The organism is Paraburkholderia sp. RL17-337-BIB-A (assembly GCF_046025895.1).
GTDB classification, from domain to species: domain Bacteria; phylum Pseudomonadota; class Gammaproteobacteria; order Burkholderiales; family Burkholderiaceae; genus Paraburkholderia; species Paraburkholderia fungorum_C.
In genome coordinates, this window is record NZ_JARESY010000002.1 from 1,012,133 (window position 1) to 1,033,433 (window position 21,301).

General features: G+C 60.4%; 16 protein-coding genes and 1 pseudogene. 10 read left to right on the forward strand and 7 right to left on the reverse strand.

Translation table 11 applies throughout. The features are described from left to right. The first annotated feature begins 106 nt into the window (after nt 1-106). From P0D84_RS25520 to tatC, 4 genes are read left to right on the forward strand one after another with little or no spacing between them, the layout of a single operon-like run. A complete protein-coding gene (locus tag P0D84_RS25520; RefSeq protein WP_408345995.1) occupies nt 107-829 on the forward strand; it encodes a YoaK family protein in 723 nt (240 codons plus the stop codon). A gap of 26 nt (nt 830-855) precedes the next feature. Continuing rightward, nucleotides 856-1,092 carry a Sec-independent protein translocase subunit TatA gene (tatA, locus tag P0D84_RS25525; RefSeq protein ID WP_408341445.1) on the forward strand — a complete coding sequence of 79 codons (237 nt, stop codon included), beginning with the start codon at nt 856-858 and terminating at the stop codon, nt 1,090-1,092. A 36-nt stretch (nt 1,093-1,128) separates the two neighbouring features. Beyond that, the gene (gene tatB, locus P0D84_RS25530) at nt 1,129-1,662 is read left to right on the forward strand and encodes a Sec-independent protein translocase protein TatB (RefSeq protein WP_408341446.1); all 534 of its coding nucleotides are present in this window, start codon (nt 1,129-1,131) and stop codon (nt 1,660-1,662) included. A gap of 31 nt (nt 1,663-1,693) precedes the next feature. Next, nucleotides 1,694-2,473, forward strand: a complete 780-nt coding sequence (tatC, locus tag P0D84_RS25535) for a twin-arginine translocase subunit TatC (RefSeq protein ID WP_408341447.1) — start codon at nt 1,694-1,696, stop codon at nt 2,471-2,473. 60 nt (nt 2,474-2,533) lie between these two features. Here the strand turns inward: tatC and P0D84_RS25540 are convergent, their stop codons facing one another. The 4 genes from P0D84_RS25540 to P0D84_RS25555 all read right to left on the reverse strand — a co-directional run bounded on the left by P0D84_RS25540 (nt 2,534) and on the right by P0D84_RS25555 (nt 7,245). Next, on the reverse strand, nt 2,534-3,274 hold the full coding sequence (locus tag P0D84_RS25540) for a response regulator (protein WP_408341448.1): 741 nt from the start codon (nt 3,272-3,274) through the stop codon (nt 2,534-2,536). Nucleotides 3,275-3,620: 346 nt separating this feature from the next. Next, nucleotides 3,621-5,045: a c-type cytochrome gene (locus P0D84_RS25545; RefSeq protein WP_408341449.1), complete on the reverse strand. Its 1,425-nt coding sequence runs from the start codon at nt 5,043-5,045 to the stop codon at nt 3,621-3,623. Nucleotides 5,046-5,047: 2 nt separating this feature from the next. Continuing rightward, a complete protein-coding gene (locus P0D84_RS25550; protein WP_408341450.1) occupies nt 5,048-6,691 on the reverse strand; it encodes a GMC family oxidoreductase in 1,644 nt (547 codons plus the stop codon). Nucleotides 6,692-6,726: 35 nt separating this feature from the next. Then, nucleotides 6,727-7,245, reverse strand: coding sequence for a sugar dehydrogenase complex small subunit (locus tag P0D84_RS25555; RefSeq protein ID WP_408341451.1), 519 nt, complete (start codon nt 7,243-7,245; stop codon nt 6,727-6,729). A gap of 300 nt (nt 7,246-7,545) precedes the next feature. Here P0D84_RS25555 and P0D84_RS25560 point away from each other — a divergent pair, with 300 nt between their 5' ends. After that, nucleotides 7,546-7,728, forward strand: coding sequence for a hypothetical protein (locus P0D84_RS25560; protein ID WP_408341452.1), 183 nt, complete (start codon nt 7,546-7,548; stop codon nt 7,726-7,728). Nucleotides 7,729-7,801: 73 nt separating this feature from the next. Here the strand turns inward: P0D84_RS25560 and P0D84_RS25565 are convergent, their stop codons facing one another. From P0D84_RS25565 to P0D84_RS25575, 3 genes and pseudogenes are all read right to left on the reverse strand, one after another. Next, complete coding sequence (locus P0D84_RS25565) at nt 7,802-8,071, reverse strand: DUF4148 domain-containing protein (protein WP_408341453.1); 270 nt, start codon at nt 8,069-8,071, stop codon at nt 7,802-7,804. Nucleotides 8,072-8,945: 874 nt separating this feature from the next. After that, nucleotides 8,946-9,176: pseudogene (locus P0D84_RS25570) on the reverse strand (IS110 family transposase); the annotation flags it as partial. Nucleotides 9,177-9,291: 115 nt separating this feature from the next. After that, nucleotides 9,292-14,871 carry a trifunctional serine/threonine-protein kinase/ATP-binding protein/sensor histidine kinase gene (locus tag P0D84_RS25575; protein ID WP_408341454.1) on the reverse strand — a complete coding sequence of 1,860 codons (5,580 nt, stop codon included), beginning with the start codon at nt 14,869-14,871 and terminating at the stop codon, nt 9,292-9,294. 422 nt (nt 14,872-15,293) lie between these two features. Between P0D84_RS25575 and P0D84_RS25580 the strand changes: the two genes are divergently transcribed. The 5 genes from P0D84_RS25580 (at nt 15,294) to P0D84_RS25600 (ending at nt 21,301) form a co-directional block, all read left to right on the forward strand. Continuing rightward, nucleotides 15,294-16,046 (forward strand): hypothetical protein, encoded by a 753-nt coding sequence (locus P0D84_RS25580; RefSeq protein WP_408341455.1) that lies wholly within the window; start codon nt 15,294-15,296, stop codon nt 16,044-16,046. A gap of 1,283 nt (nt 16,047-17,329) precedes the next feature. Beyond that, entirely contained in the window at nt 17,330-18,190 is an 861-nt protein-coding gene (locus tag P0D84_RS25585) for an ABC transporter ATP-binding protein (RefSeq protein ID WP_408341456.1), read from the forward strand. Nucleotides 18,191-18,243: 53 nt separating this feature from the next. Further along, nucleotides 18,244-19,005 (forward strand): ABC transporter permease, encoded by a 762-nt coding sequence (locus P0D84_RS25590; protein ID WP_408341457.1) that lies wholly within the window; start codon nt 18,244-18,246, stop codon nt 19,003-19,005. Next, entirely contained in the window at nt 19,002-20,024 is a 1,023-nt protein-coding gene (locus P0D84_RS25595) for an ABC transporter substrate-binding protein (protein WP_408341458.1), read from the forward strand. The genes P0D84_RS25590 and P0D84_RS25595 overlap by 4 nt, the downstream gene beginning before the upstream one ends. Further along, nucleotides 20,021-21,301 carry an amidase gene (locus P0D84_RS25600; protein WP_408341459.1) on the forward strand — a complete coding sequence of 427 codons (1,281 nt, stop codon included), beginning with the start codon at nt 20,021-20,023 and terminating at the stop codon, nt 21,299-21,301. The genes P0D84_RS25595 and P0D84_RS25600 overlap by 4 nt, the downstream gene beginning before the upstream one ends.

A 21,301-nucleotide genomic window follows, 5' to 3' on the forward strand; every position in this document is an offset into this window, starting at 1 on the left:
GCGTTCCCTGTCGATCAAGTCCGGCTGGGAGCGCAGACGTGAAGAGGGGCCGCCCGAACCTGGCGTGAACGTTTTGCAGGTATTCAAGGAATCTTCGAGCATAGCGATGGACATTGAAAGAGCCGAAGCGAGTCGGAATGTGGCGGTGCTGCTGACCCTATCGGGCGGCTTTCTCGACGCGTTCACATATCTCGGGCATGGCAAGGTTTTCGCAAGCTCCATGACCGGCAACATTGTGTTATTGGCAATCAATCTGGGTGCCGGAGACTGGCATCAGGCAGGAAGGCATATTTCGCCAATCGTTGGTTTCGCGTGCGCGGTATTGGCAGCATATTTACTGCAATTGACGGCACCGCGTTGGGCACGAAATCACGCGTTGATTTCACTTGTTTTTGAAATTGTGTTTCTTTTGATGGCCTCGTTGAGAGGGCTGCCGGAGTTCTGGCTGATACCAGGCATCTCGTTCGTCGCAACGCTGCAAACGATGTTCTTCACGCATTCCGGAAACGTGACCTACACGTCTGTCATGACGACGGCCAATCTGCGTCGGTGTATGCAGCTATTTCTCGAATCGACGATACCCCGGCGCGATGCTTCCGGGCTAAACGATGCAGCAATGCTCGGTGTGATTAGCCTTAGCTTCGCGATCGGCGCGTTGGTTGGCGGCTTGACCACGCCGCGACTGCACGATGCCGGACTCTGTGTGCCAGCCGCCCTGTTGTTTATCGCGTTGCTCGACATCTGCCGACGCCTTCAACGAGGCAATTCGACAGTCACGTCCGGCGCCGCATCCCGGCCTGACGGCCAGGTTTCACGCCGTAAATATTGACTCGGCGAATTTCAAGGAGAGTTTTCATGGGTTCCCTAAGCATTTGGCATTGGTTGATTGTGTTGGTAGTCATTTCGCTTGTGTTTGGTACGAGCAAACTGCGCAATATCGGCAGCGATATCGGATTTGCGGTCAAGGGATTCAAGCAGGGCGTCAAGGAAGCTGAGTCGATCGCTGAACTGGAGCAGCAATTGACATCGCACGGCGCGACGGTGGAGGTCGCCGCGAAGGAAACCGCGCGTCCCGCAGAGGACTTTCGCTGATCGACCGCATGTTGGGTAATGGTAGAGGATACGACTATGCTGGACTTCGATTTTTCGAAAATGGCGCTGATAGCCGTGGTCGCGCTCATCGTCCTTGGGCCAGAGCGCCTGCCGCGCGTCGCGCGCATGGCCGGCGCATTGTTTGGCCGAGCACGGCAGTACGCCGATAAGCTGAAGTCGCAGGTTACGCACGAGATGGAACTCGACGAACTGCGGCGGCTGAAAACCCAGTTCGAATCGACCATGAGCCGGTTCGAAGACGCGCTCGATTCGACAATGTCTGTTCGCGGCGATGCTTTGCCTGTACAGCGTGGTTTGGAGTCGCCATTGGCGGTGGCCGGCGGCGACGCGCCGGTTGCCGCCAGCCAGGACGACGGTGCGTCGGCAGTCGCTTTCGTAAAACGTGCGTCAGTGGATACGGAGCGAAGGAGAAACTGGCGCTCGATACGTGCGGGGCAACAACACGGTAAGCGCATGGCGGAAACCAGTCGTCCCGTGACTGCTTCACGCAAGGTGCGTTCCGGTGGAGTTCGTTCAGCGGCCAGTCGCCAGTCGGTGCATTTCCTCTAAACATTAACAATTGCCAGGAGAGGTGCGCGCCATGAGCGATCTACCCCGAACGCAAGCCGAGTTTGAAAACCAGTCCTATCTCTCACATCTCGTCGAGTTGAGGCGCCGTCTGGTTCGCTCGGCGGTTGCAGTGATCATCGCGTTCATTGGACTTGTCTACTGGGCGCCGCTTATTTTCCGGCTGCTTGCGCGGCCGCTGATGCAAAATTTTCCCGAAGGCGGCAAGCTGATTGTCACTGACGTAACGGGTTCGTTCTTCGTACCCATGAAGGTGACGATGCTAGTTGCGTTCCTGATTGCACTGCCGTTTGTGTTGTACGAAATCTGGGCATTCATCGCACCGGGACTCTACAGATCCGAAAAAAGCTGGGTCGGACCACTGATCGGGATGAGCTACGCGTTATTTCTCTGCGGAATGGCATTCGCGTATTTTCTCGTATTTCCAACCATTTTCCGCGTGATGGCGCATTACAACGCGCCACTCGGCGCGGAGATGACGACAGACATCGACAAGTTTCTCGGCTTTGCGATGACGATGTTTGTCGCTTTCGGCGTGACGTTCGAAGTCCCGATTGTTGTCGTGATGCTGGTGCACGCTGGAGTTGTTAGCGTCGCGAAGCTCAGGCAAATACGGCCTTATGTGATCGTTGGCGCGTTCGTGATCGCGGCGGCTGTCACGCCGCCGGACGTACTGTCGCAACTGATCCTTGCCGTACCTCTGATCCTTCTCTATGAGGCAGGCCTGATTGCGGCACGCCTCATGACTGCGTCCGCACCCCGCGACACACCCGCGCATTTCGACATGGAGTAGCGTTCGCGAATGGTTCAGCGGGTACGTTGATATCGAAGTCCCGCTGCGGCCATCGGGTGGCTAGGAGGCCGCTCCGGTCAGCTTGTCTACTGCCGCCGCGAACACGTATCCCACACCGCGCTCGGTCTTGATGTATTGCGGGTGTGACGGATCCTCTTCAATTTTCCGTCGTAGCCGAAGGATCTGAACGTCGATCGAGCGATCATAGACGTCGTCGTAAAGACGGCTCGCTTCGAGAAGCTGTTCGCGCGTCAGAACGCGCCCCGGAGAAGCGAGAAACGCGTTGAGCAGGCAGAACTCGCCGTTGGTCAATTCGACGCGCTTGCCGACGGGCGATGTCAGTCGCCGCGTGCCGATATTGAGCTCCCATCCGGCGAAGCGAAATGCACGCGCATCGGCCTGACGTCCAGTCAGAGACTGAGCGGCAGTCACACGCCGCAACACGGTGCGGATGCGAGCCAGCAACTCACGCGGGCTGAAAGGTTTCGTGAGGTAGTCGTCGGCGCCAAGTTCGAGTGCCATCACGCGGTCGACTTCGTCGAGACGACCCGATACGACGATGATTGGTAGCGACGATTTCTCACGTACCCGCCGCGCAATCGTCATACCGTCCTCTCCCGGCATGCGCAGGTCAAGTACGACCAGATCAATCGCATACTCCTCGAGCGCAGCCGTCATTTCTTCGCCGTTAGCCGCTGCGGTAACCCGCAAGCCGTTATCGGTCAGGTACTCGGAGATAAGGCTACGGATGGCTGGGTCGTCATCCACTGTCAGCACGTGCGGAAGATTCGACTCGTTCATGATTTCAGGGTTTGTGGCCAGAGTGGGAAATAGTAGCTTTCAATGAGCGGCTCGCAGCGGGCAGGTAGCTGTCAACTCGAACGTACATGATAGCGGCGAAGATATTTTCACTCACAGCATGCCTCGGACCGTTCCGCGCTGCACCACTGTCATGGTCTGAAAGACCTGGTAGTACGGTGAACGCATTCCGCAGATCAGTCTCGAAGTTCAAGATACCACGTTTCGCTTATGAGCAATCTGAGTGGGGCGACCCTATGGTTCGGAACCAGGTGTGGACCGTGGCCGAAGACCCACGGTCCCTTGGAGTTGCAGTTCATCGCGCCAGAATTGGTGGGACGCAAATTCCTCAGATACGACGCTTGCGCGACCTGACAGTAACGTAGGCCAGCAGCAGAATCATCGCGGCCCCAGCCGCTCCGATGCCTGCACGCGCAAGCGCAACGAGGGAGGAAGACGGACCACCCTTACGGACCTCGGCAACCTTTTGCACTGTAATAGTAGCGTGCGCGTTGCCGTAGTGCCGAAGGACGTAGTTACCCAGCAGGGCGATATCTTCGTCACTTAGGGCGTTTATATCGTCCGGGTTGCCGCCAAATCCGGGCATGTATGCCTGTCCCGCCGTAGTCGTGCGATCTACGCCGTTCAGGATCGTGGCAACAAGATTGTTGGCGTTCCTTGACCCCGTCGCGGAATTGTCGAACAGACTCGGATAATAGCCATCCTTGCTACCCTGACCTTGAGCGGAGTGACAGGATGCACAATTTGCCTGAAATAGCTCGCTACCGGTTGGATGGGCATCGTTCGCTGACTTAACGCCATCGCGTCCGCGCAAGGCGGCGAGTTCTGACGATGTCGCTCCGTCGGAAAAGCGGGAGGTGTCGTCGGTCGAATCATGAATGGGTGGGACGCTTTTTACGTACGTTGCCATAGCCTCGAGATCCGCCGTCGACATGTACTGGAAACTGTGCTCGACGGCTTCACCCATGCTACCTGCCGCTTGTGCCTTGCCACGTACCCGTCCGAAACGTAGATAGTCCACGAGATCTTCCTTGCTCCAGCTTCCAATGCCGCTAGTAGCGTCAGACGTGATATTCGGCGCATACCATGCTCCCACCTGACCGCCGGCCAGTTCAAGGCTCGTCTCTTCCTGCATCAGGAATCCGCGAGGAGTGTGGCAAGCACTACAATGTGCAGCGCCCTGTACGAGATACTTGCCGCGATTCCATTCCACCGAGTGGTGGGGATCAGGTTGAAACGTATCTTTATTCAGGAAAAGAAAGTTCCAAACCTTCATTGACGCACGTATGTTCAGCGGGAATGGCAGGCTGGTTTTCGGCACTGGTTGATCGACAGGTTTCACGCCGAACGTAAAGTACTCGTACAGCGCGTGCACATCATCATCGGTGAAGACAGAATACGACGTGTACGGCATTGCGGAGTAGAGGTTTGCGCCATCGGCTCGAATACCGTGGCGAAGCGCATCAGAGAATTGCTGTTCGGTATAGTGCCCGATCCCGAACTCGTTCGACGGGGTAATGTTCGTCGAGTAGATTGTGCCTACTGGCGAACTGATGGGAAGGCCGCCCGCAAACGGCTTTCCGTGTGCAGCAGTGTGACAGGCCACGCAGTCCGAAGCTCTGGCGAGATACTCCCCGCGCTTGACCAGTTCAGCCGTATCGCTGGCCAAGTCAGCCGCGTGGGCCGACGCTGCTATGGTGGTGCCTGCAATGAGAATAGCAAAGCCGCGCAGGCAATGACTGAAATTGCGCATGATTACCCGTGCTTGAGTTGGGCGACAATAGCGTCAGCTGCCTTCAGTGCTAACGCTGCCATCGTGAGGGTGCTGTTCCCGCTGCCGCCTGTCGTCATCGCGCCGCCGCCAGGCAAGAACAGGTTGTGGTGGTCATGTGCGCGGCAGTCGACGTCAACCACCGAGGTGGACGGATCGGTACCCATGATGCAGCCGCCCATGATGTGATCGCTATTCGTGAACTGCGTGGCAATCTTGCTATCAGTGGCGCCGAGCGCGGAAATGAGACGCTTCAACAATGGCACCGTGTATTCTTTAGCGCTGCGACGTACGTAGTCCCCGACATCGTAGTAAATGTTGGGCTTATTGATGCCTAACCAATCCTTTTTGCTCGACAGAGTCAGGCGATTGTTTGGGTCAGGAAGTATTTCGTGCTCGATGGTCAGCTTTGCGGTACATGCGGAGAGGCGCCGAATTTCGGCGTCCAGGGCCTTTCCTACCAGCCCCTTTTTCAGTGCGGCCATCCCGCCGATCGCACTGCGCGCCGCGTTCTCTGTGCGTAGCAACGCCCCAGCATATCGGCCTCTGAAGGCCCCCTGACCGGTGTGCAATATGCTGCTTCCCTGAACAGGTCCAACCCCGGTCCACATCGGTTCAGCGAGTACCAGCTCTGCAACCAGTTTCGGTTGATCCATCATGTTGCGCCCGACCTGGTCGGAGCGGTTTGCGATTCCATTAGGATTGCGGTCATCCTTGGAGAGAAGGAGGATCTTTGGCGTCTCAATGCCGTTGCAAGCGATAACGAAGAGCCGCCCCGTGACTCTGTGGGAGGTCTTGTCGGGATCGAAATAATGCACGGCCTGGATGCTATTCTTCGCATCGGTCTCGACGTTGTAGACCACGGCATTTGCCAGAATTCTCCCGCCTTTGGCTTCGATCTTCGGGAGCGCTGACGCCGCGTCATACTTGGCAGCAATAGGACAGACTGGAAAGCAATTATTGTTGCCGCAGCAGGGGGGGCGCCCGTCGTAGCTGACGCCGCTATTTCTAGCCTGAGGCGCAGGAAGGTTTTTTAGTCCAATGCTGGCAGCAACATCGGTGAAACGTTGTTCTCCCTGACCGTATGGCAGGCGGCCCATCGGATATGGCTTCGAGCGCCTTTGATTCGGCGGCCACTGCAACGCCGGGTCAGACGGTCCACCTACGCCCATCGCGTATTCCGCTCGCGTGTAGTAGGGTTCGAGCGTCTGATACTCAAACGCCCAGTCCCGTCCGACGCCGTAAAGAGTCTTCAGGCGCATATCGTCGGGCGTCAGGCGCCAGCAAATGCCTGCCCAGTGCCAGGTCGCGCCTCCCGCATAGCGGACATATCCTTGACGGTAGGCACGCGCGTTAGGTCCTTCGAGTTGAAGATATTCCGATTCCTCTGCGGGCGTGTGCGTTTCCAGATGAGGCGCCCATGGTTTTGCCGGGTAGGGCGCATTCCAATGATCCCGCATGCCTGGCGGTAAATTCCGGAAGTTTTCAACGATCCGCCAGCGGTCGACGCGGGGGCCCGCTTCGAGCATCAACACGGACAGGCCTGCATCCAGCGCCTGTTGCGCGATCAGGCAACCCACGACGCCCGTTCCTACTATGACGACGTCCGCGTTATGGTCACTTGTCATCTGGAGAGTCCTCTGTTGTCCTGAAGCCATTGCGTTTAGAAATTCGGCATGTTGCTGAGTGGCGGTGCATCGGCGTTCCAGCCATTCGGTCCGGAAATTGCGTAAGACGGGATAGTCATCACATCGATGGTCGGTTGGTACATGAGTGCCAACTCGTAGGCAAAAACCTCTGCATCAGGCGAGTCAGATATCACGCCCGAGTACCACGCGGAAATGATTGAAAGGGCGCTTTCCTTTAAAGGTCCGTCCGGAACGTCAGGGAAGAAATCCTCGACAATCTTCGCGTTCTTCTGCTTCGCAATGGCAAGCAAATCCTTGATGTGCTCACCGATGTGAGAATTTTCTGTCTGCATGGCAACAGCGATCCGCTGTCCGATGTGTCTGTCCAGGCGATGGGCGATGAGTAGTGAGGAGATCTCCATGAACTGCGACACGGAAGTCTCTGGAGCCAATTCGCTGGTTGCTGCAATGGACGGGGTCGGCAGAACTGCGAGGGCACCTACCAGGAGAGCGCCACCCACAACGATCTTGCGACGAGCAAGACTGAATTCCAAAGGAGCGTCATCACGATATCGATCAGGCATAGGCCTCCCGGTAGTAGAGGAAATTCGGGCTGATCAGCCCGGGGTAAAGAACCGGTTGCACGGATAGTGGAATCAAGACCTTAGTGGTTCCAGGCGCCATGCTGAAAACGGCGTCCGGTCAAACCAGAAGGTGTTTGTCCATTCCGGATTAGCGCGATCGCCGTGGAAGCTCCGCGTCAACCAGCGTCAACTTGCCGCATGCGACCCTGACAGCGATTAAACCGTCGTCCCGTTACCGAAAGGTTTCGAAAGACGCTCGCCCGATTACAAATGAAACATTTCCGAGAGCCACCACTGCACCTGTTTCGAGACCAGCTCGACTTGCACCTTGCATTCACGTGGATCCGCGTCCTGTATCGGTCCTGGCAGACGCGCACGCCGTACAACGAGACCGTTTACCTCAACGTGCTCAGGAAATGCGGTTCGCTCCTTCTCGGCACGCCAGGCGCGTAGGTCGAGACCGGGGCCTGCGCCAGCCAGTTCTACTCGAACGGGTGCAGGCCGGCTACATGATTAGCTGTACACTCTATTGAACTAAGGCTGCCGGTGAGGAATCGCTCCGCGTGACAGACAGCTGTTTTGCACGCTCTGCAGCGACCTTTGCCTCTGCCGCCTGGATGTTGGCAGGGTAGTCCGCCTCATCGCCGGCGGAGGGGGTGTAACCGGCCTTCTCAAGCCGCATGAGTTCCACTTGCACCTGCGCGCGGGTCAGCGGGGCCGATGGCGGCACGGCGAAGGCGGCAATAGGGGCGGCGAGTCCACAGGCCGCAAACGTGATACAAACAAGCGTTTTCATAATGTATATCTCCATTGATACTCGGGGAATTTCCTGGCGCCGCGCTGTGCGCCGGGACTGATGGAGATTTAATCGGCCGACCGTTACTTCATCATTTCATACAGGCCGTCGATTGATTCCAATTGAAACGTTCGTGTATGCCTTCATTTCACTTGAAACGCGTCACCCGCTTCCCGACCGACAGCCAATCATGCGCTTTGCCGAATAGGTCGCTGCACTGGTTCCCGCGGCCAGCTGGAAACGAGGATCCGCTGGCAGCATGAGCAGGTAAACGCCTCCCGGCGATGTTCTCCACAGCCGTTCGATAAGGAACAACACGAAGGAAAGCGCCGTCTGAGCTAACGAATCGATAGTCGATCCTTAATCGACTTTGATCGACGTGACCGTCCATTTTTGGGCTCCGCTTGCGACGTTCGCTCGAAGTTGCCGACCGGCAGATATGGGGTGCGTGCCGTGAAAAGGTGAGGCTTTCCAGCGGGTGCAAGCTCCGTCAGGCAACCGCTCCATCCGGAAGTAACCGGAGCTGCTATGGAGGTAACGAAATGGCTGAATCCTTCGGGTAAAGCGTGTCACGAATTAATGGCAGCGCAAGTGTGCAGGCCGTAACGCGAGTGAAGTGCGCCAGTACAAACTGGCAGGAGGTAGTCGATGAAAGTTCGATACGGTGCCTGGCGTGTGGTGCCGCACAACCTCATTTTGCGCAAGGAGTCTCGTAGCTTCGCCGTATCGTTGTGCATGGTGTGGCACGCTCTACCGCAGTAGCCTTCCTCCAGTCCTTTCGACCAGGCCAGCGATGCGCAAAGAGGATCGAATCGCCATCGCGCGACGTTTCCATAATTCGGGAAACTCGTCGAATCTGTAGCAAAGCTCAGAGCTACGCCAGCCGCTCGTTTCGCGCTACGGCAAGCGACATTGCGAGCCTGCTGATATCCCAGATGAACCCTGCAAGTTCGCGCGCGACGGCGACAACAGCGATGTTCACATTCTTGCCGCGCGCGGCTAGCTTGCGGTATCGGCGGCAGAGTCGAACCTGTGCGTCCCAGGCACGGTCAAGAATGCGTTTGGGAATACCCTCATGTCGGCGCTGGATTTCCGGACTCACGCGCTAAAGGCTGTTGACCGGAAGCTCGACAATTGGATGAGGATGAGCTACGCAGCCTCTTGGCCGTCTTTGAAAATCGTCTATTCGTCTTGTTCGATCCGGTTAGGCATTGACTTGCTCATGCCACCGGCAGACCGTCGTTCCCACTGGACGGAGCATGTTCGACTTCCCCGCGCGGAAGAACGAGTTGAAAGACGGCGCCACGCGGCACGTTTGCTCCCACCCAAAGTCGTCCCCTATGCGCCTCGACGATCGAACGACAGATCGACAGGCCCATGCCCAAGCCATCTGCCTTGGTCGTATAGAACGGATCGAACGCGCGCTCGATCCCCTCTGCAGGCAGTCCCGGTCCAGAGTCCCGTACGGCGATAGACACGCCATTCGATGAATCCGCGCTCGTGCTGATCAGCAACTCGCGCGGGCCCATGCTCGTTTCGCTCATCGCTTCGATGGCATTGACGATCAGGTTGAGCCTCACCTGTTGCAGCTGCACGCGATCTCCCAGGACGAGTGGCAACCCATCCTCGAGTACGGTCAGCACCGAGACGCCGTGCTTCGCCGCTTCGCCCCGCGTCAGTTCGGTCACCTCGCGGACCGCCTCGTTGATGTCAACGTTGTCCTTGCGCGGTGGCGCTTTCCTGACCAGATCGCGAACCCCGCTAACGATGCCGCCGGCACGCATTGCCTCATTGACGATTTGCTCGAGCGCCAGCCTGACCTCCTCAAGGTTCGCCGGATTGCCGTCCAGCCAGCGTAAGGCGGCCGAAGCATAGGTTGCTGTTGCGGCGATCGGCTGCTGCACTTCATGGGCAATCGAGGCCGTGAGCTGTCCCATCGTCGCAGCCCGGTTCGAGTGCTCGAGTTCCGTCTGGACTCCGCGGTAGCGCCGCTCGCTCTCGCGCGCTTCGGCTTCCGCCCGCTTGCGCTCGGTCAGGTCGAGCACGAAGCCGACACCTTGGCTTGCACCTTCTTCGAACGTCGCCGCGCCGATCAAAACCGGCACTCGGCTGCTGTCCTTCCTGGAGAATTCCTTCTCGAAGGGCTGTAACGTCCCCGTCATCCGGAGCTCAGGAATCCGTTGTTGTATGTCGCGGTCGAGCCACTCGGGCGGTGTCAGGTTTGTCCAGCACATACGCCCCGACACGAGGTCCTCGCGGTCGTATCCCACGATACGCAGAAATGCGTCATTGGCGTCGAGAATTTGACCTGCCAGGTCCCAGATAAAGATGCCGACAATGTTGGCGTCGACCAGGCGCCGGATCTTCGCTTCACGTTCTGCGAGGTCGCGGTACAGGAGCGCGTTCTCAAGAGTGATCGCGGCCTGCGAAGCGAGCAGCTTCAGCACCGCGATGTGGGTTGGCATGAAGACGCGCGGCGTCAGATTGTTCTCGAGGTACAGCATGCCGACGAGTCCGCCCTGGTTGATCAGCGGCAGGCAGAGCGCGGAGCGGACCTGATGTCGCCGGATGTAGGGATCGGCGCAAAACACGTCGTGTTTTACCGCATCATCGAGAATGACGTTCTCCCGCGTTCGCATGACGTAGCGGAGTATGGATTCGGGCAGCACCGCCGTTGTCACGGGCTCATCGCGCAACTGTGTGACGACCGTGTCGCGCTCGATGGTGGCTTCTGCCCTGAGCCGCGGCTCCCCCCCGTGCGCGACGAAAAACAGGAGACCGCGCTCGGCCCCCGCCTGCGCGAGCGCAGTGCGCAACAGCGTGTCGATCAATTTGTCCAGGACGATCTCGCCCGAGACCGCCTGCGATACCCTGATCACGGTCGCCAGATCGAGATGTTCGACGGGCGTGGCGATCGTGCTCGTCGGACCGGGTGCCGGCTCTTCCTCCCGCAGTTGCGGATGAAGCTGATCGAGTTGTCGCACCTTCCCATCAGCGCCCCAGCGTAGATAGCCTTGGCGGGCCTTGCGTAGATACGTCCCGGCGAAAATATCCAGACCACGCGTCGCGTAGAAGCGCGCCACCAGTTCGTAAGCGATCGACGCGTTCTGGACGAAGCCGTTGTCCTGAGCTGCGCGGATGGCCTGCTCGTAGAGCCGCTCGGCGTCGAGTTCGCGGCCTTCCAATCGGGCGAGTTCGGCACGGACCAGCGCGGCGCGGTCGGAGAAGTTCGCCGGGCAGTGCTCGGCCCACTCCTGGAGTTGGCGATGGTGCGCGGCCAACGCGTCCAGGTGCCCCGCGCGCTGCGCGACGGAGGCCATGTCGAATTGGGCCGCGTGCGCAAGGGCGCTATAGAAGTGGTATTCGGCCGCCTCGAAAAACGACAGCGACGTCCAGAGCCACTGCTCCGCCTTCGCCGCTGCCGCAACAGCGCACGCGTGCTCCTGGGCGAAGTAGTGAGCCTGCAACTTGCGGATCCAGTACCTGCAGGTCACTACCGCCAGATCCGGGTCGCCCTGCAGATGCTGCTCGAAGCGATCCTCATCGAACTGGTCGTCATTAAAGCAGCCGAACACCGGCGTCTGGCCGCGCAACGTCCGGATCAGCCCGAGCTGTGCGGCGACAAGATCGATGACGACACCGAACTGCGCCTTGCGCACGAAGCCGAGTCCGGCCTCCGCTTCCCGCTGCACCTCGTCAAGCGGATCGCCGCCTGCGAGCATGAAGGTGACCGTATTGATATAGCTATAACCCGCAAAGGTAAGGTCGCCAGCTTCCTGAGCCATGTCGAAGGCGCGCCGCAACAAGGTGCGGCACGTGTTCAGGTGCCGCACCCACGGATTCACAAGGTAGCCGAAGCACATGTAGACACGGGCCTTGAAACGGTCCAGCCGGCGCTTCTCCACCAGATCGATGGCTAACTGGCCGAAGCGGAACCCGGCTTGGTAGTCGCCGAAGTGCGGTCCCAGAATCATGCCGAGATAGACATAGGCGAGGCATGATGCGTCGCTGTTGCCATACTGGAGGCTCAGGTTCGCCATCCGGCAGACAACGAGGCAATAGAGTTCGTTATCAGTCCACGAGGCTGGCGGCAGGATCTCCGCGAGGACGTCCATGCTGGCGCAAGCGGCCGGATCGCTCATCGGCGGCAGTTCGATGAGCTCCTCGATCGAGCGCTTGCCGAGCTGGCGCCAGATGTGTTCGATCTCCTTGCGCACCTCGTCATGCGTCGGGTGCGGCGAACAGTCGATACTTGCGCGGCGGAGGTACTCGATCCCCACCGCAATGGCGTGTCCGTTCTCACCCGCGGTCATATAGAGCGATATACGCAGGCGGGTCACGGCAGCGAGGTCTACGAGGGAAGCGGCATGGGTTGGTAGCGCAGCCAGGCGCGCCTCGGCGCAAGCTAACTGACCGGTCAGGAACTCGCATTCGGCGTGGTGGAACTCAAGCGAGAAGGCGAGTGCATAACGCCGGTCCCAACAGTCCTCGGCCAGCAGTGCCCGACCGGCAGCCAGGTAGGTCAGCGCCGAGTTATAGGCCATCGAATCCTGGGCGCGCTTGCCCGCCATGAGATTCAACTCCGCGGCTCGCTGACGCTCCTCCACAGAAATGAGCAACCCGGCACCCCGGTTTAGCTGGTTCACGACCTCGAAGATGTTGTCCTCGACCTTCTCCGGCGTCGTCCACAACCCGAGCCGCCTGCCGATCTGCAGATGCTCGGTCGGCCGCTCGCCCGCGGGGATCAGCGCATAGGCCGCTTCCTGCACGCGGTCATGCAGGAAAGCGTAGGCGCGGTCCGAGCGCAAGACGAGCCCGGACCGGACTGCGTCCCACAGCGCCGCATGGACCGCCTTTCCAGGCACCCCGAGAACGATGCTTAGCGTGGCCGTTTGCGCGCTGGTCCCGAGACAGGCGAGCCGTGTCAGGGCATCCCGTGTTTCCTCCGGCAGGCGGGCGAGCTTGCCCAGCAGCAGCGTCACCACGTTGTCGGTGTAGCCCTTGGCGCGGATGCGCTCAAGGTCCCAGGCCCAGGTCCGCTGGCCTGGGACGAAGGCCAGTAGTCCCTCCTCCCAGAGGACGGTAAGAAACTGGATGGCAAAGAACGGGTTGCCGCCGGTCTTGACGTGCACCAGCCGGGCCAGCGGCGCCGCGCGTCGCGGCGTACACTGCAGCGCGTCGGCGATCAGTCGGCCCAGGCCAGCGACGCTGAGCGGCTTCAGGCGAATTTCCCGCACCTGGCCCCCCGCGTCGCGGATCGCCGCGAGCCGACGCACCAGCGGGTGCGCGGGGGTGACCTCGTTGTCGCGGTAGGCGCCGACAAGCAGTAGATGGCGCAGCTCCGGTTGGGTCGCCAGGTGCTCCAGCAGATCAAGCGTCGCCAGGTCAAGCCACTGCAGGTCGTCGAGGAACAGCGCCAGCGGGCGCTCCGCCCGAGCGAACACACCGAGCAGGCGGCGGAATACCAGCTGGAAGCGGCGCTGCGCCTCTTGCGGCGGCAGTTCCGGCGCTGGCGGCTGCGGGCCCATGAACAGTCGAAGCTCGGGAATGAGGGGCATCATTATCTGGCCGTTCGGGCCCAGCGCCTCAGCGAGCGCTTCGCGCCAAGGCGCCAGTTCGGCGTCGGTCTGGCCCAGCAGCGGGCGGATCAGGCCCTGGAGCGCCTGCGCCAGGGTTGCGTAAGGAATGTCGCGCTGGTGCTGGTCGAACTTGCCGGATGCGAGCAGGCCGTGCGGCGACACGACCGCTCGGTGCAGCTCTTGCACCAGCGACGACTTGCCGATGCCGGAATAGCCAGACACCAGTACCAGCTCCGGTCCGCCCCCGGCCACCACCCGCTCGAAGGCGGCAAGCAGGGTGTCGATTTCGCGCTCGCGCCCGTACAGCGTCTCGGGGATCAGCAGCCGGTTTGGCGTGTCATATTGGCCCAGTGCAAAGGAGTGGATGGCGCCTCGCGCTTGCCATTGCGCGAGGCAGCTGCGCAGATCGCTCTCGACCCCGCCCGCGGTCTGGTAACGCTCCTCGGCCGTCTTGGCGAGCAGCTTCATGACGATGGCAGAGACTACGGCCGGGACGTTCTTCACCCGTTCGTACGGCGCGTCGGGCTTTTTTGCGACATGGCAGTGCACCCACTCCGTCGGATCGGTGGCCGTGAATGGCAGCGACCCCGTGAGCATCTGGTAGAGCGTGACGCCAAGCGCGTAGAGGTCGCTGCGGGCGTCGATCGAGCGGTTCATCCGCCCGGTCTGCTCGGGGGCCATGTAGGCGAGACTGCCGGCGATGAACTCGGGTGGCTCGGGCGCCTGCCACTCGCGGGGCAGGCGCGACGCAATGCCGAAGCCGGTTAGTCGGACCTCTTCGGTCGAGCGATTGACGAGGATATGGGACGGTTTGAGGTCCTTGTGTATCAGCCCGCGCTGGTGGACCTGGCCGACGGCAGCGACCATGCCGACCGCCAGGCGCAAGAAACGCCCCATCTCCAGCGGCGCGCCAAGTTGCGCGTCGAGCGGTTCGCCGTCGAAGTCCTCGAACAAAAGTAGCGTGCGACCGCCTTCGCGCAATAGTTCCAGCGGCCGCAACGCCCATGCACTATCCAGCTCTTCCTTCAGGCCGTGTTCGTGGGTGAGACGATCGCGATCTGCGGCGGTCGATCGCTCCGCACTGAGCCGCACGGCTAGCACCACGTGCTCATTGCCGTCGGCATCGTTGCGTCGGACCCGACACCACGTGCGCTCGCCGTCCTCCCTTATGACCTGAAAGCGGCTATGTCCAGACGTATCAAGCCGAAACGACGAACTCAACTGTTGGCCTCCGCAGTAGTCCGAGAGCCGCTCCAGCCGCTTGCAGACACTCTGTCCGCGAACGACTGGCCCGAACCGTAAAATCAGTCTGCCACAAATGCGGCGAAATGACGAACGCGCGCTCCCGACTTCCGAATACGATAGCGGGGCGAGACGCGGTCCTTTATGCGTACCGTCTGAGTCAGTTCTCCGACTTTAGGACCGGCTGACTTACTCGCCACTTTGCCCGGTCTGATAGCGTCGGCCGGATGATGGACATTTGCTGTCTGTCTGTCTGTCTGTCTGTCGGGCCGGCCTGACTACCAGGTCGCGGGCAGGGTCCCGCTGAGCTCTCAGGCATGGCAGCGCGCTTCTGTCACAATAGCGCTCTGCCGTTTCGCTGACGTCCCGTCGGCAACGCCCCACAACTGACCTTCCCGTAAATGCGCATCTTCGGAATCAGCCTTTACGTCATCATCGCCCTGTTCTTTGCGGTGCATGCCGTGCGCACCCAGCAGAACATGTACTGGCTGCTGATCCTGTTTCTTTTCCCTGGCCTTGGCAGTGCGGTCTACTTCTTTGTCATTTACTTGCCCTCCCTGCGCCAGTCGCGTGGGGCAAGGGCGGCAACGAGGGCCATCTCGCAGTTTGTCGATCCGAACCGAGCGGTGCGCGAGGCGCGCACGGATTTCGATCGCGCGCCAACCGTCGCGCATCGCATGCGGTTGGCTGCCGCACTGCTCGATGCAGGAAAGGCCGCTGAAGCCCTGGAACATTACCAGGCGGCGGCCAGCGGGCCGTTCTCATCCGATCCGGCTTTACTCCAAGGGCTGGCGCGTGCGCAGTTTGCGAACGGCAGTGCTTCGGCCACGCAGGACGCGCTGGAAAAACTGTTCGCCGCCCACCCTCTCACCCGCCGGCAGCCGGAGCCTGCCTTGCTGTATGCACGGGCCTTGGGCGCGATTGGCGCACCAGGCACACGCGCCGCGTTCGAGATTGCGCTCGCAAGCGCAAGCGACGCTGCACCGCGTTGCCTATACGCCGATTGGCTAGCGGCGCAGCCCGACGAGGCCGACCGCCAGCGTGCGCGCGAACTTTACGCTGAGATTGTGCAGGATGCCAGGCATTGGCCACGCCACGCCCGCGAACACAACAGCGAGTGGCTGCAGCGGGCCCAGGCCGCCCTAAGCCGCTAATCCACGGGCGCCCGCTGCAGAGCGGCAGACCTTTGGCTGCAGGCTCAGTCCAGGCCGAAGCCTGCCGAAGGCCGCATTGATCCTGACGGATTCAAAACGACCGGTTCATACGGTCTGCGCGCAAGCCGCTGTTCGCGAGCGATGTGGATGATGCGCCTGCTTCGCGTATGGGAGTCCGATGAAGTTTCCCTGGTTCCAGGGTTCCCATGCCCGAGACTGGCTGTTGATCCTCAGTGACGGTTTCTGTCAGATGACTGGCGCACCAATCGGCGCCGCGAGATTACTCATTATCGTTGGTCCCCAGCAACGAGCGAAAAGTACCGAAAAGTCTACGACGAACTTCGCGACCTCATATTGGGGAGTCGAATACAGCGACCACCAAAGCGTCGGGCAATGCGAGGCTGTTGAGATTCCACAAGCGGTTATGAAGTACTCCTGGTCGGATGCATATGGGCAGCGTCGGAAGGGGACGATAGGACGTCTGTATAGCCAACTCCTGGATGCTGCGCCGTACGATGTTCCAGAAGATGTGAAGCGAGTCTTCGACGAGACGGTCTCACCCGCTTACTCGAAAGCTATCCAATGGCAGTATTCGCGTTCAGAAAGACTGTTTATCCCCGCGCGAGAGAAGAATGATTCACGTGTGATAAAAGACGTATAACTGGCTCGGCGTTGGATAGTTTAGACGTTCAACGTTCAGATCGAGAAGTACGATGAGCTCATCGGGCGCACGCACAACAGTTCACCGCTATGCTAGCGACCTGCAAAAGTTAGAGGTGTGCGTCCCCTCATAGCGACTGCGGTCGTCGCGGCCGCGGGCAACGCTACCGAATGAATAATCCAACCCTTCCTTGGTCTCGTAGATCCAACTCCTTGCGGCAAGCTGCCGGACGGTGGTACGAAACACGACATCTCTAACGGGCCACCCACCCCGACATCTGAAAGAAGCCTCGACAAAGCACACCAGCCGTTCTGGCACCTCTGCGAGGAGGTTTTCAGGCGGGCGAAACTGCGCACGCGGGATCAGGGTGGGGCTGACGTCCTAATACTTCGACGGGCAAAACGGCGCCACTCCGGTGCGTGCCCTATAAAGAGCCGGTTGAACCCCCGGGAAAGCCCCTATTTTTTTGGCGAGGTTGCGAAGCGTTTTTTTTTCACTCATTGTGCATTATGCACAACGGATCTCCGGCACGGCATGTTCAGCGCGATTAAGCAGCTTGCCATGCGGGTCCCTGTGAGGCGCGGCAATGCGTTGCCGCTTGCGCTACTTCCCAGGCATGCCAATGAACACAGCGAACACAATGATTTCACCGGGCTTCACAGCGGCCGCTTCGGGAGATGATCCCAAGCCGGGCGCGCGCTTGACAGTTGCGGGGCTCAACCATGGATTCGATACCGACGACGGCGTGCGAACGACCCTCTTCGCCGGCCTGGACTTCAGCGTCGGGGCAGGAGAGATCGTGTCCATCGTCGGTCGCAGCGGCGCGGGTAAAAGCACGCTGTTCAATCTGATCTCCGGCTTGCTCAGTCCGCAGGCGGGCAGCATCGAAGTCGGCCGTCGCAAGGACGGCGGCGCGGGCCGCATCGCCTATATGTTGCAAAAAGACTTGCTGATGCCGTGGCGTTCGGTGCTGCAAAACGCACTCCTGGGTATCGAGCTCTACAGGAAGGTGACGCGCAACGATATCGACCGCGCCCGCGACATGCTCGCGCGCTACGGACTCACCGCGGTGGTCGATGCTTACCCGCATGCGTTGTCCGGCGGCATGCGGCAGCGGGTTGCGCTGACACGGACACTGCTCGTCGATCCCACGCTTGTGCTGCTCGACGAGCCGTTTTCGGCGCTCGACTATGAAACACGTCTCGCTCTTGAGGACGACGTGATGTCCTTGCGTGAAAGCACCGGTACGAGCGTTGTGCTGGTCACGCACGACATCGAGGAAGCGATCGCGATGAGCGATCGTGTGATCCTGCTCGGTGGCCGGCCGGCACGCATCGAAGACTCGGTTGACGTCAAGCTGTCCACCCAGGGTCCCCGCACAGCGGTGTCGGCCCGCGAGGCACCGGAGTTCCGCACCTTCCATAAGCGTATCTGGGGCGGTCTGCGCAGCAATACTATCCATCATGCAGGAGCCTCGACATGAGCGATGCGGTTATCTCAGCGGGAACGGCGCGTCGGCGGCCGCGCGCGGGCCGTTTGAAAGGCAACGCGACGACCGGTGCGGTCGTTGCCCTGATCATGGCAGCGCTTGTCGGGCTCTGGCAGGTCGCTGCGGGGCATGCCTGGATCAATGGCCAGTTGTTCGGCTCTCCTGAGGGGATCTACAAGGCCGCCGAGGTGGGGCTGACGCAGGGCACCCTCGTGACGGATACGTTGACGACATTGTACGAGACGGTCCTGGGGCTCGTGTTCGGCAGCGGTCTCGGTATCGGGCTCGGCCTCCTGCTCTGGTTCGTGCCGCGGGTGGCCGGTGTTACCGAGGGATTCGCGGTGGTCCTGAACAGCATTCCCAAGATTGCGCTAGGCCCGCTGATCGTGATCTGGTTCGGCTCGGACATGTCGTCGAAAGTCTGGCTCGCCGGCATCTCAACCTTCGCGGTGGCGATGATTTCTTCCTGCGCGGCGGCGAGGGAGGTCGACCGGGACCTGTTGAACCTGTTTCTTTCATTCAAGGCAAAGCCCGGCATGATCTTTCGCAAGCTGATCGTGCCGGGGGCGCTGCCGTGGATCTTCTCCACGCTGCGCATCAATATCGGCTTCGCCTTGATCGGTGCTGTCGTCGGTGAATATATCGCGTCCCAATCCGGGCTTGGTCACGAGGTGTTCGTTGCCGGCTCGCTCTTCGATCTCAATACGGTATGGCTTGGCATCATCATCCTGACGTTGATGGCGACCCTGCTGACCAAGATCGTTCAACTCGCAGAAAGCCAGATCATTTCATGGAAAACGAAACGATGAAACAGCGTCCTAGCCGTTTGCAAAGCAAGTCGTTGCGCAACAGACTCCTCGCCAACCGGTTCGTGCAGGCGTGCGCCGCTGGCGCATTGCTCGCGACCGCGGCGACCCAGCCCGCGCTGGCAGCTCCGGATAAAGTCGTCGTCTACCAGGCGTTCCAGTCGATCCAGTATCTACCGCTCTATGTCGCGATCGACAAAGGCATCTTCGCGCAGAACGGTCTCGATGTGCAGAAAGTAACGGCAGGCGGCGGGGCACAGGGCGTCGCCGCTGTGATCGGCGGACACGCCGATTTTTCCCTGCAGGATCCGATGACAGCCGCGCTCGCCAATCTGAAGGGCGCATCGCTCGTCAATGTAGCGAACGTCGTAGCCGGCGTGCCGGTGTGGATCGTGGCTCCGCCCGGTTCGGCCCTCAAGACCCAAGCCGATCTGGCGGGGAAAACGGTGTCCACGGCGTTGCCGCCGACCACCAGCACGTACCTGCTGCAGCGGTTAATCAAGCAGGAGAACATCGCTGGCGTGAACCTGAACACGGTGCAAATCGGTACTGAACTGGCGCCGGTCACAGCAGGGCGTGCAGTTGCGGCCGCACTCTATGAGCCGCAAGTGGACCAGGGCATTGCGGCGGGCTACAAGATTCTCTACGGATTTCCGAAGGACTATCCTGGTGGCTACGCCTTTTCGACGATCGATACGCTGGCATCCACGATCAAGTCGAAGCCGGCGATGGTTGCGGCGTTCGTGAAGTCCATCGCGCAGGCGGAAGCACTGATCCAGCAGTCGTCTGATACTGCCAAAGCCGTGGCTATCGCGGAGTTTCCCACCCTCGACAGGAAAGTCGTCGAGGCCGCAGTCGGTCGTCTGATCGACCAGAAAATCTATGCGGCGACGCCCGATATCTCGGCGCAGGCGTTCCGCAATGCGCTGGACCTGCAGGAATCCATCGGCAATATCAAGCCAGGCAGCGTGACGTACGATAGCGCGGTGGACAATTCATTTGCCAAGGCCAGTGCTAAATGAGTGCGGAAAGCCGTTCACTGGTGGCTGAGCTGATCGCGAGCCGCGGCGATGAGCAGACTTGCCGTGCGCGACTCGAAGCGAGCGAGGCGCGCGCGCAAGAATTCGAGCCGTGGTTGAAGGCCTTTGTCTACCGGCCCGACTCCTATGAGACGCGCAACGTTGCGGGCAAGCCGCTGGCCGGTTTGCCGATCGGCGTCAAGGATCTGATGGCGACGCATGACATGCCCACGACCTACGGATCGCCCATTTATGCGGGATTCAGGCCGGCCGAGGATGCGTGGATCGTCGAGCGGATCAGACACTTCGGCGGCATCGTGTTCGGTAAGACTGTGACGACCGAGTTTGCATGGCGTGAACCGGGGCCAACAGTCAATCCATGGAACCGGCTTCATACCCCGGGCGGTTCTTCGAGCGGTTCGGCGGCGGCGGTCGGGGCCGGTATCGTGCCGCTCGCTGTCGGTACACAGACGGTAGGGTCCGTGATCCGGCCTGCGGCTTTCTGCGGTGTGGTCGGGTATAAGCCCAGTCATGGCAAGGTGCCTTCGGCGGGCGTGCATCCACTGGCGCCATCCCTGGATCATGTCGGCTTCTTTGCCCGGACCGTGGAGGGTGCAGCCATCTGCCACGCGCTGTTCGTCGACGCCAAGCCCGATGCGATCGCGCATCTCGATGCCTGGACGAGGTACTTTACGGCGCGCCGTCCGCGCAAACTTGGCGTCATCCGAACGCCGTTCTGGGACCGTGTGACGGAGGATCAGAAGGCCAATTTCGATGCCACGCTCGCACGCCTGCAAGCTGCCGGCGCAACGCTCGTCGAACTGGACCCGTTCGATGCCATGCCCTCGATGCTCGATGCGTTGCAGATCATCCTGCAAGTGGAAGCGGCCCGTGCGGTCGGACCGTTAGCGGCGGACTATCCGGACCTGATCAGTCAGCACATGTTGGCGCTGACGACTGCAGGCGCGGCGGTTCCGGCTGAGCAATACGAAGCGGCATTGGCGTTGCAAGGGCGGTTGCGCAGCGAATTCGCCGGCTTCATCGACGGCTGCGACGCGCTCGTGACGGTGCCGGCGACTGATGCGGCACCCGGGGGGCTCGCCGATACCGGCGACGCGACGTTCTGCGCGCCGTGGAGTTTTCTCGGCGTGCCGGCTGTGACGGTGCCTTCGGGGCAATCGCAAGACGGACTGCCGTTAGGCTTTCAGGTGCTGGGCAGACAGGGCGACGATTTGCCGACCCTGCAAACCGCAGCATGGATCGAGACCGCTTTGAGGTAG

Excerpts from the sequence above, each read along its gene's own strand:
- P0D84_RS25540 (WP_408341448.1), bottom strand. The coding sequence starts at position 3,274 with ATGAACGAGTCGAATCTTCCGCACGTGCTGACAGTGGATGACGACCCA.
- tatA (WP_408341445.1), top strand. The coding sequence starts at position 856 with ATGGGTTCCCTAAGCATTTGGCATTGGTTGATTGTGTTGGTAGTCATT.
- P0D84_RS25595 (WP_408341458.1), top strand. The coding sequence starts at position 19,002 with ATGAAACAGCGTCCTAGCCGTTTGCAAAGCAAGTCGTTGCGCAACAGA.
- P0D84_RS25545 (WP_408341449.1), bottom strand. The coding sequence starts at position 5,045 with ATGCGCAATTTCAGTCATTGCCTGCGCGGCTTTGCTATTCTCATTGCA.
- P0D84_RS25550 (WP_408341450.1), bottom strand. The coding sequence starts at position 6,691 with ATGACAAGTGACCATAACGCGGACGTCGTCATAGTAGGAACGGGCGTC.
- P0D84_RS25565 (WP_408341453.1), bottom strand. The coding sequence starts at position 8,071 with ATGAAAACGCTTGTTTGTATCACGTTTGCGGCCTGTGGACTCGCCGCC.
- P0D84_RS25585 (WP_408341456.1), top strand. The coding sequence starts at position 17,330 with ATGAACACAGCGAACACAATGATTTCACCGGGCTTCACAGCGGCCGCT.
- P0D84_RS25580 (WP_408341455.1), top strand. The coding sequence starts at position 15,294 with ATGCGCATCTTCGGAATCAGCCTTTACGTCATCATCGCCCTGTTCTTT.
- tatC (WP_408341447.1), top strand. The coding sequence starts at position 1,694 with ATGAGCGATCTACCCCGAACGCAAGCCGAGTTTGAAAACCAGTCCTAT.
- P0D84_RS25560 (WP_408341452.1), top strand. The coding sequence starts at position 7,546 with ATGAAACATTTCCGAGAGCCACCACTGCACCTGTTTCGAGACCAGCTC.
- P0D84_RS25520 (WP_408345995.1), top strand. The coding sequence starts at position 107 with ATGGACATTGAAAGAGCCGAAGCGAGTCGGAATGTGGCGGTGCTGCTG.
- tatB (WP_408341446.1), top strand. The coding sequence starts at position 1,129 with ATGCTGGACTTCGATTTTTCGAAAATGGCGCTGATAGCCGTGGTCGCG.
- P0D84_RS25600 (WP_408341459.1), top strand. The coding sequence starts at position 20,021 with ATGAGTGCGGAAAGCCGTTCACTGGTGGCTGAGCTGATCGCGAGCCGC.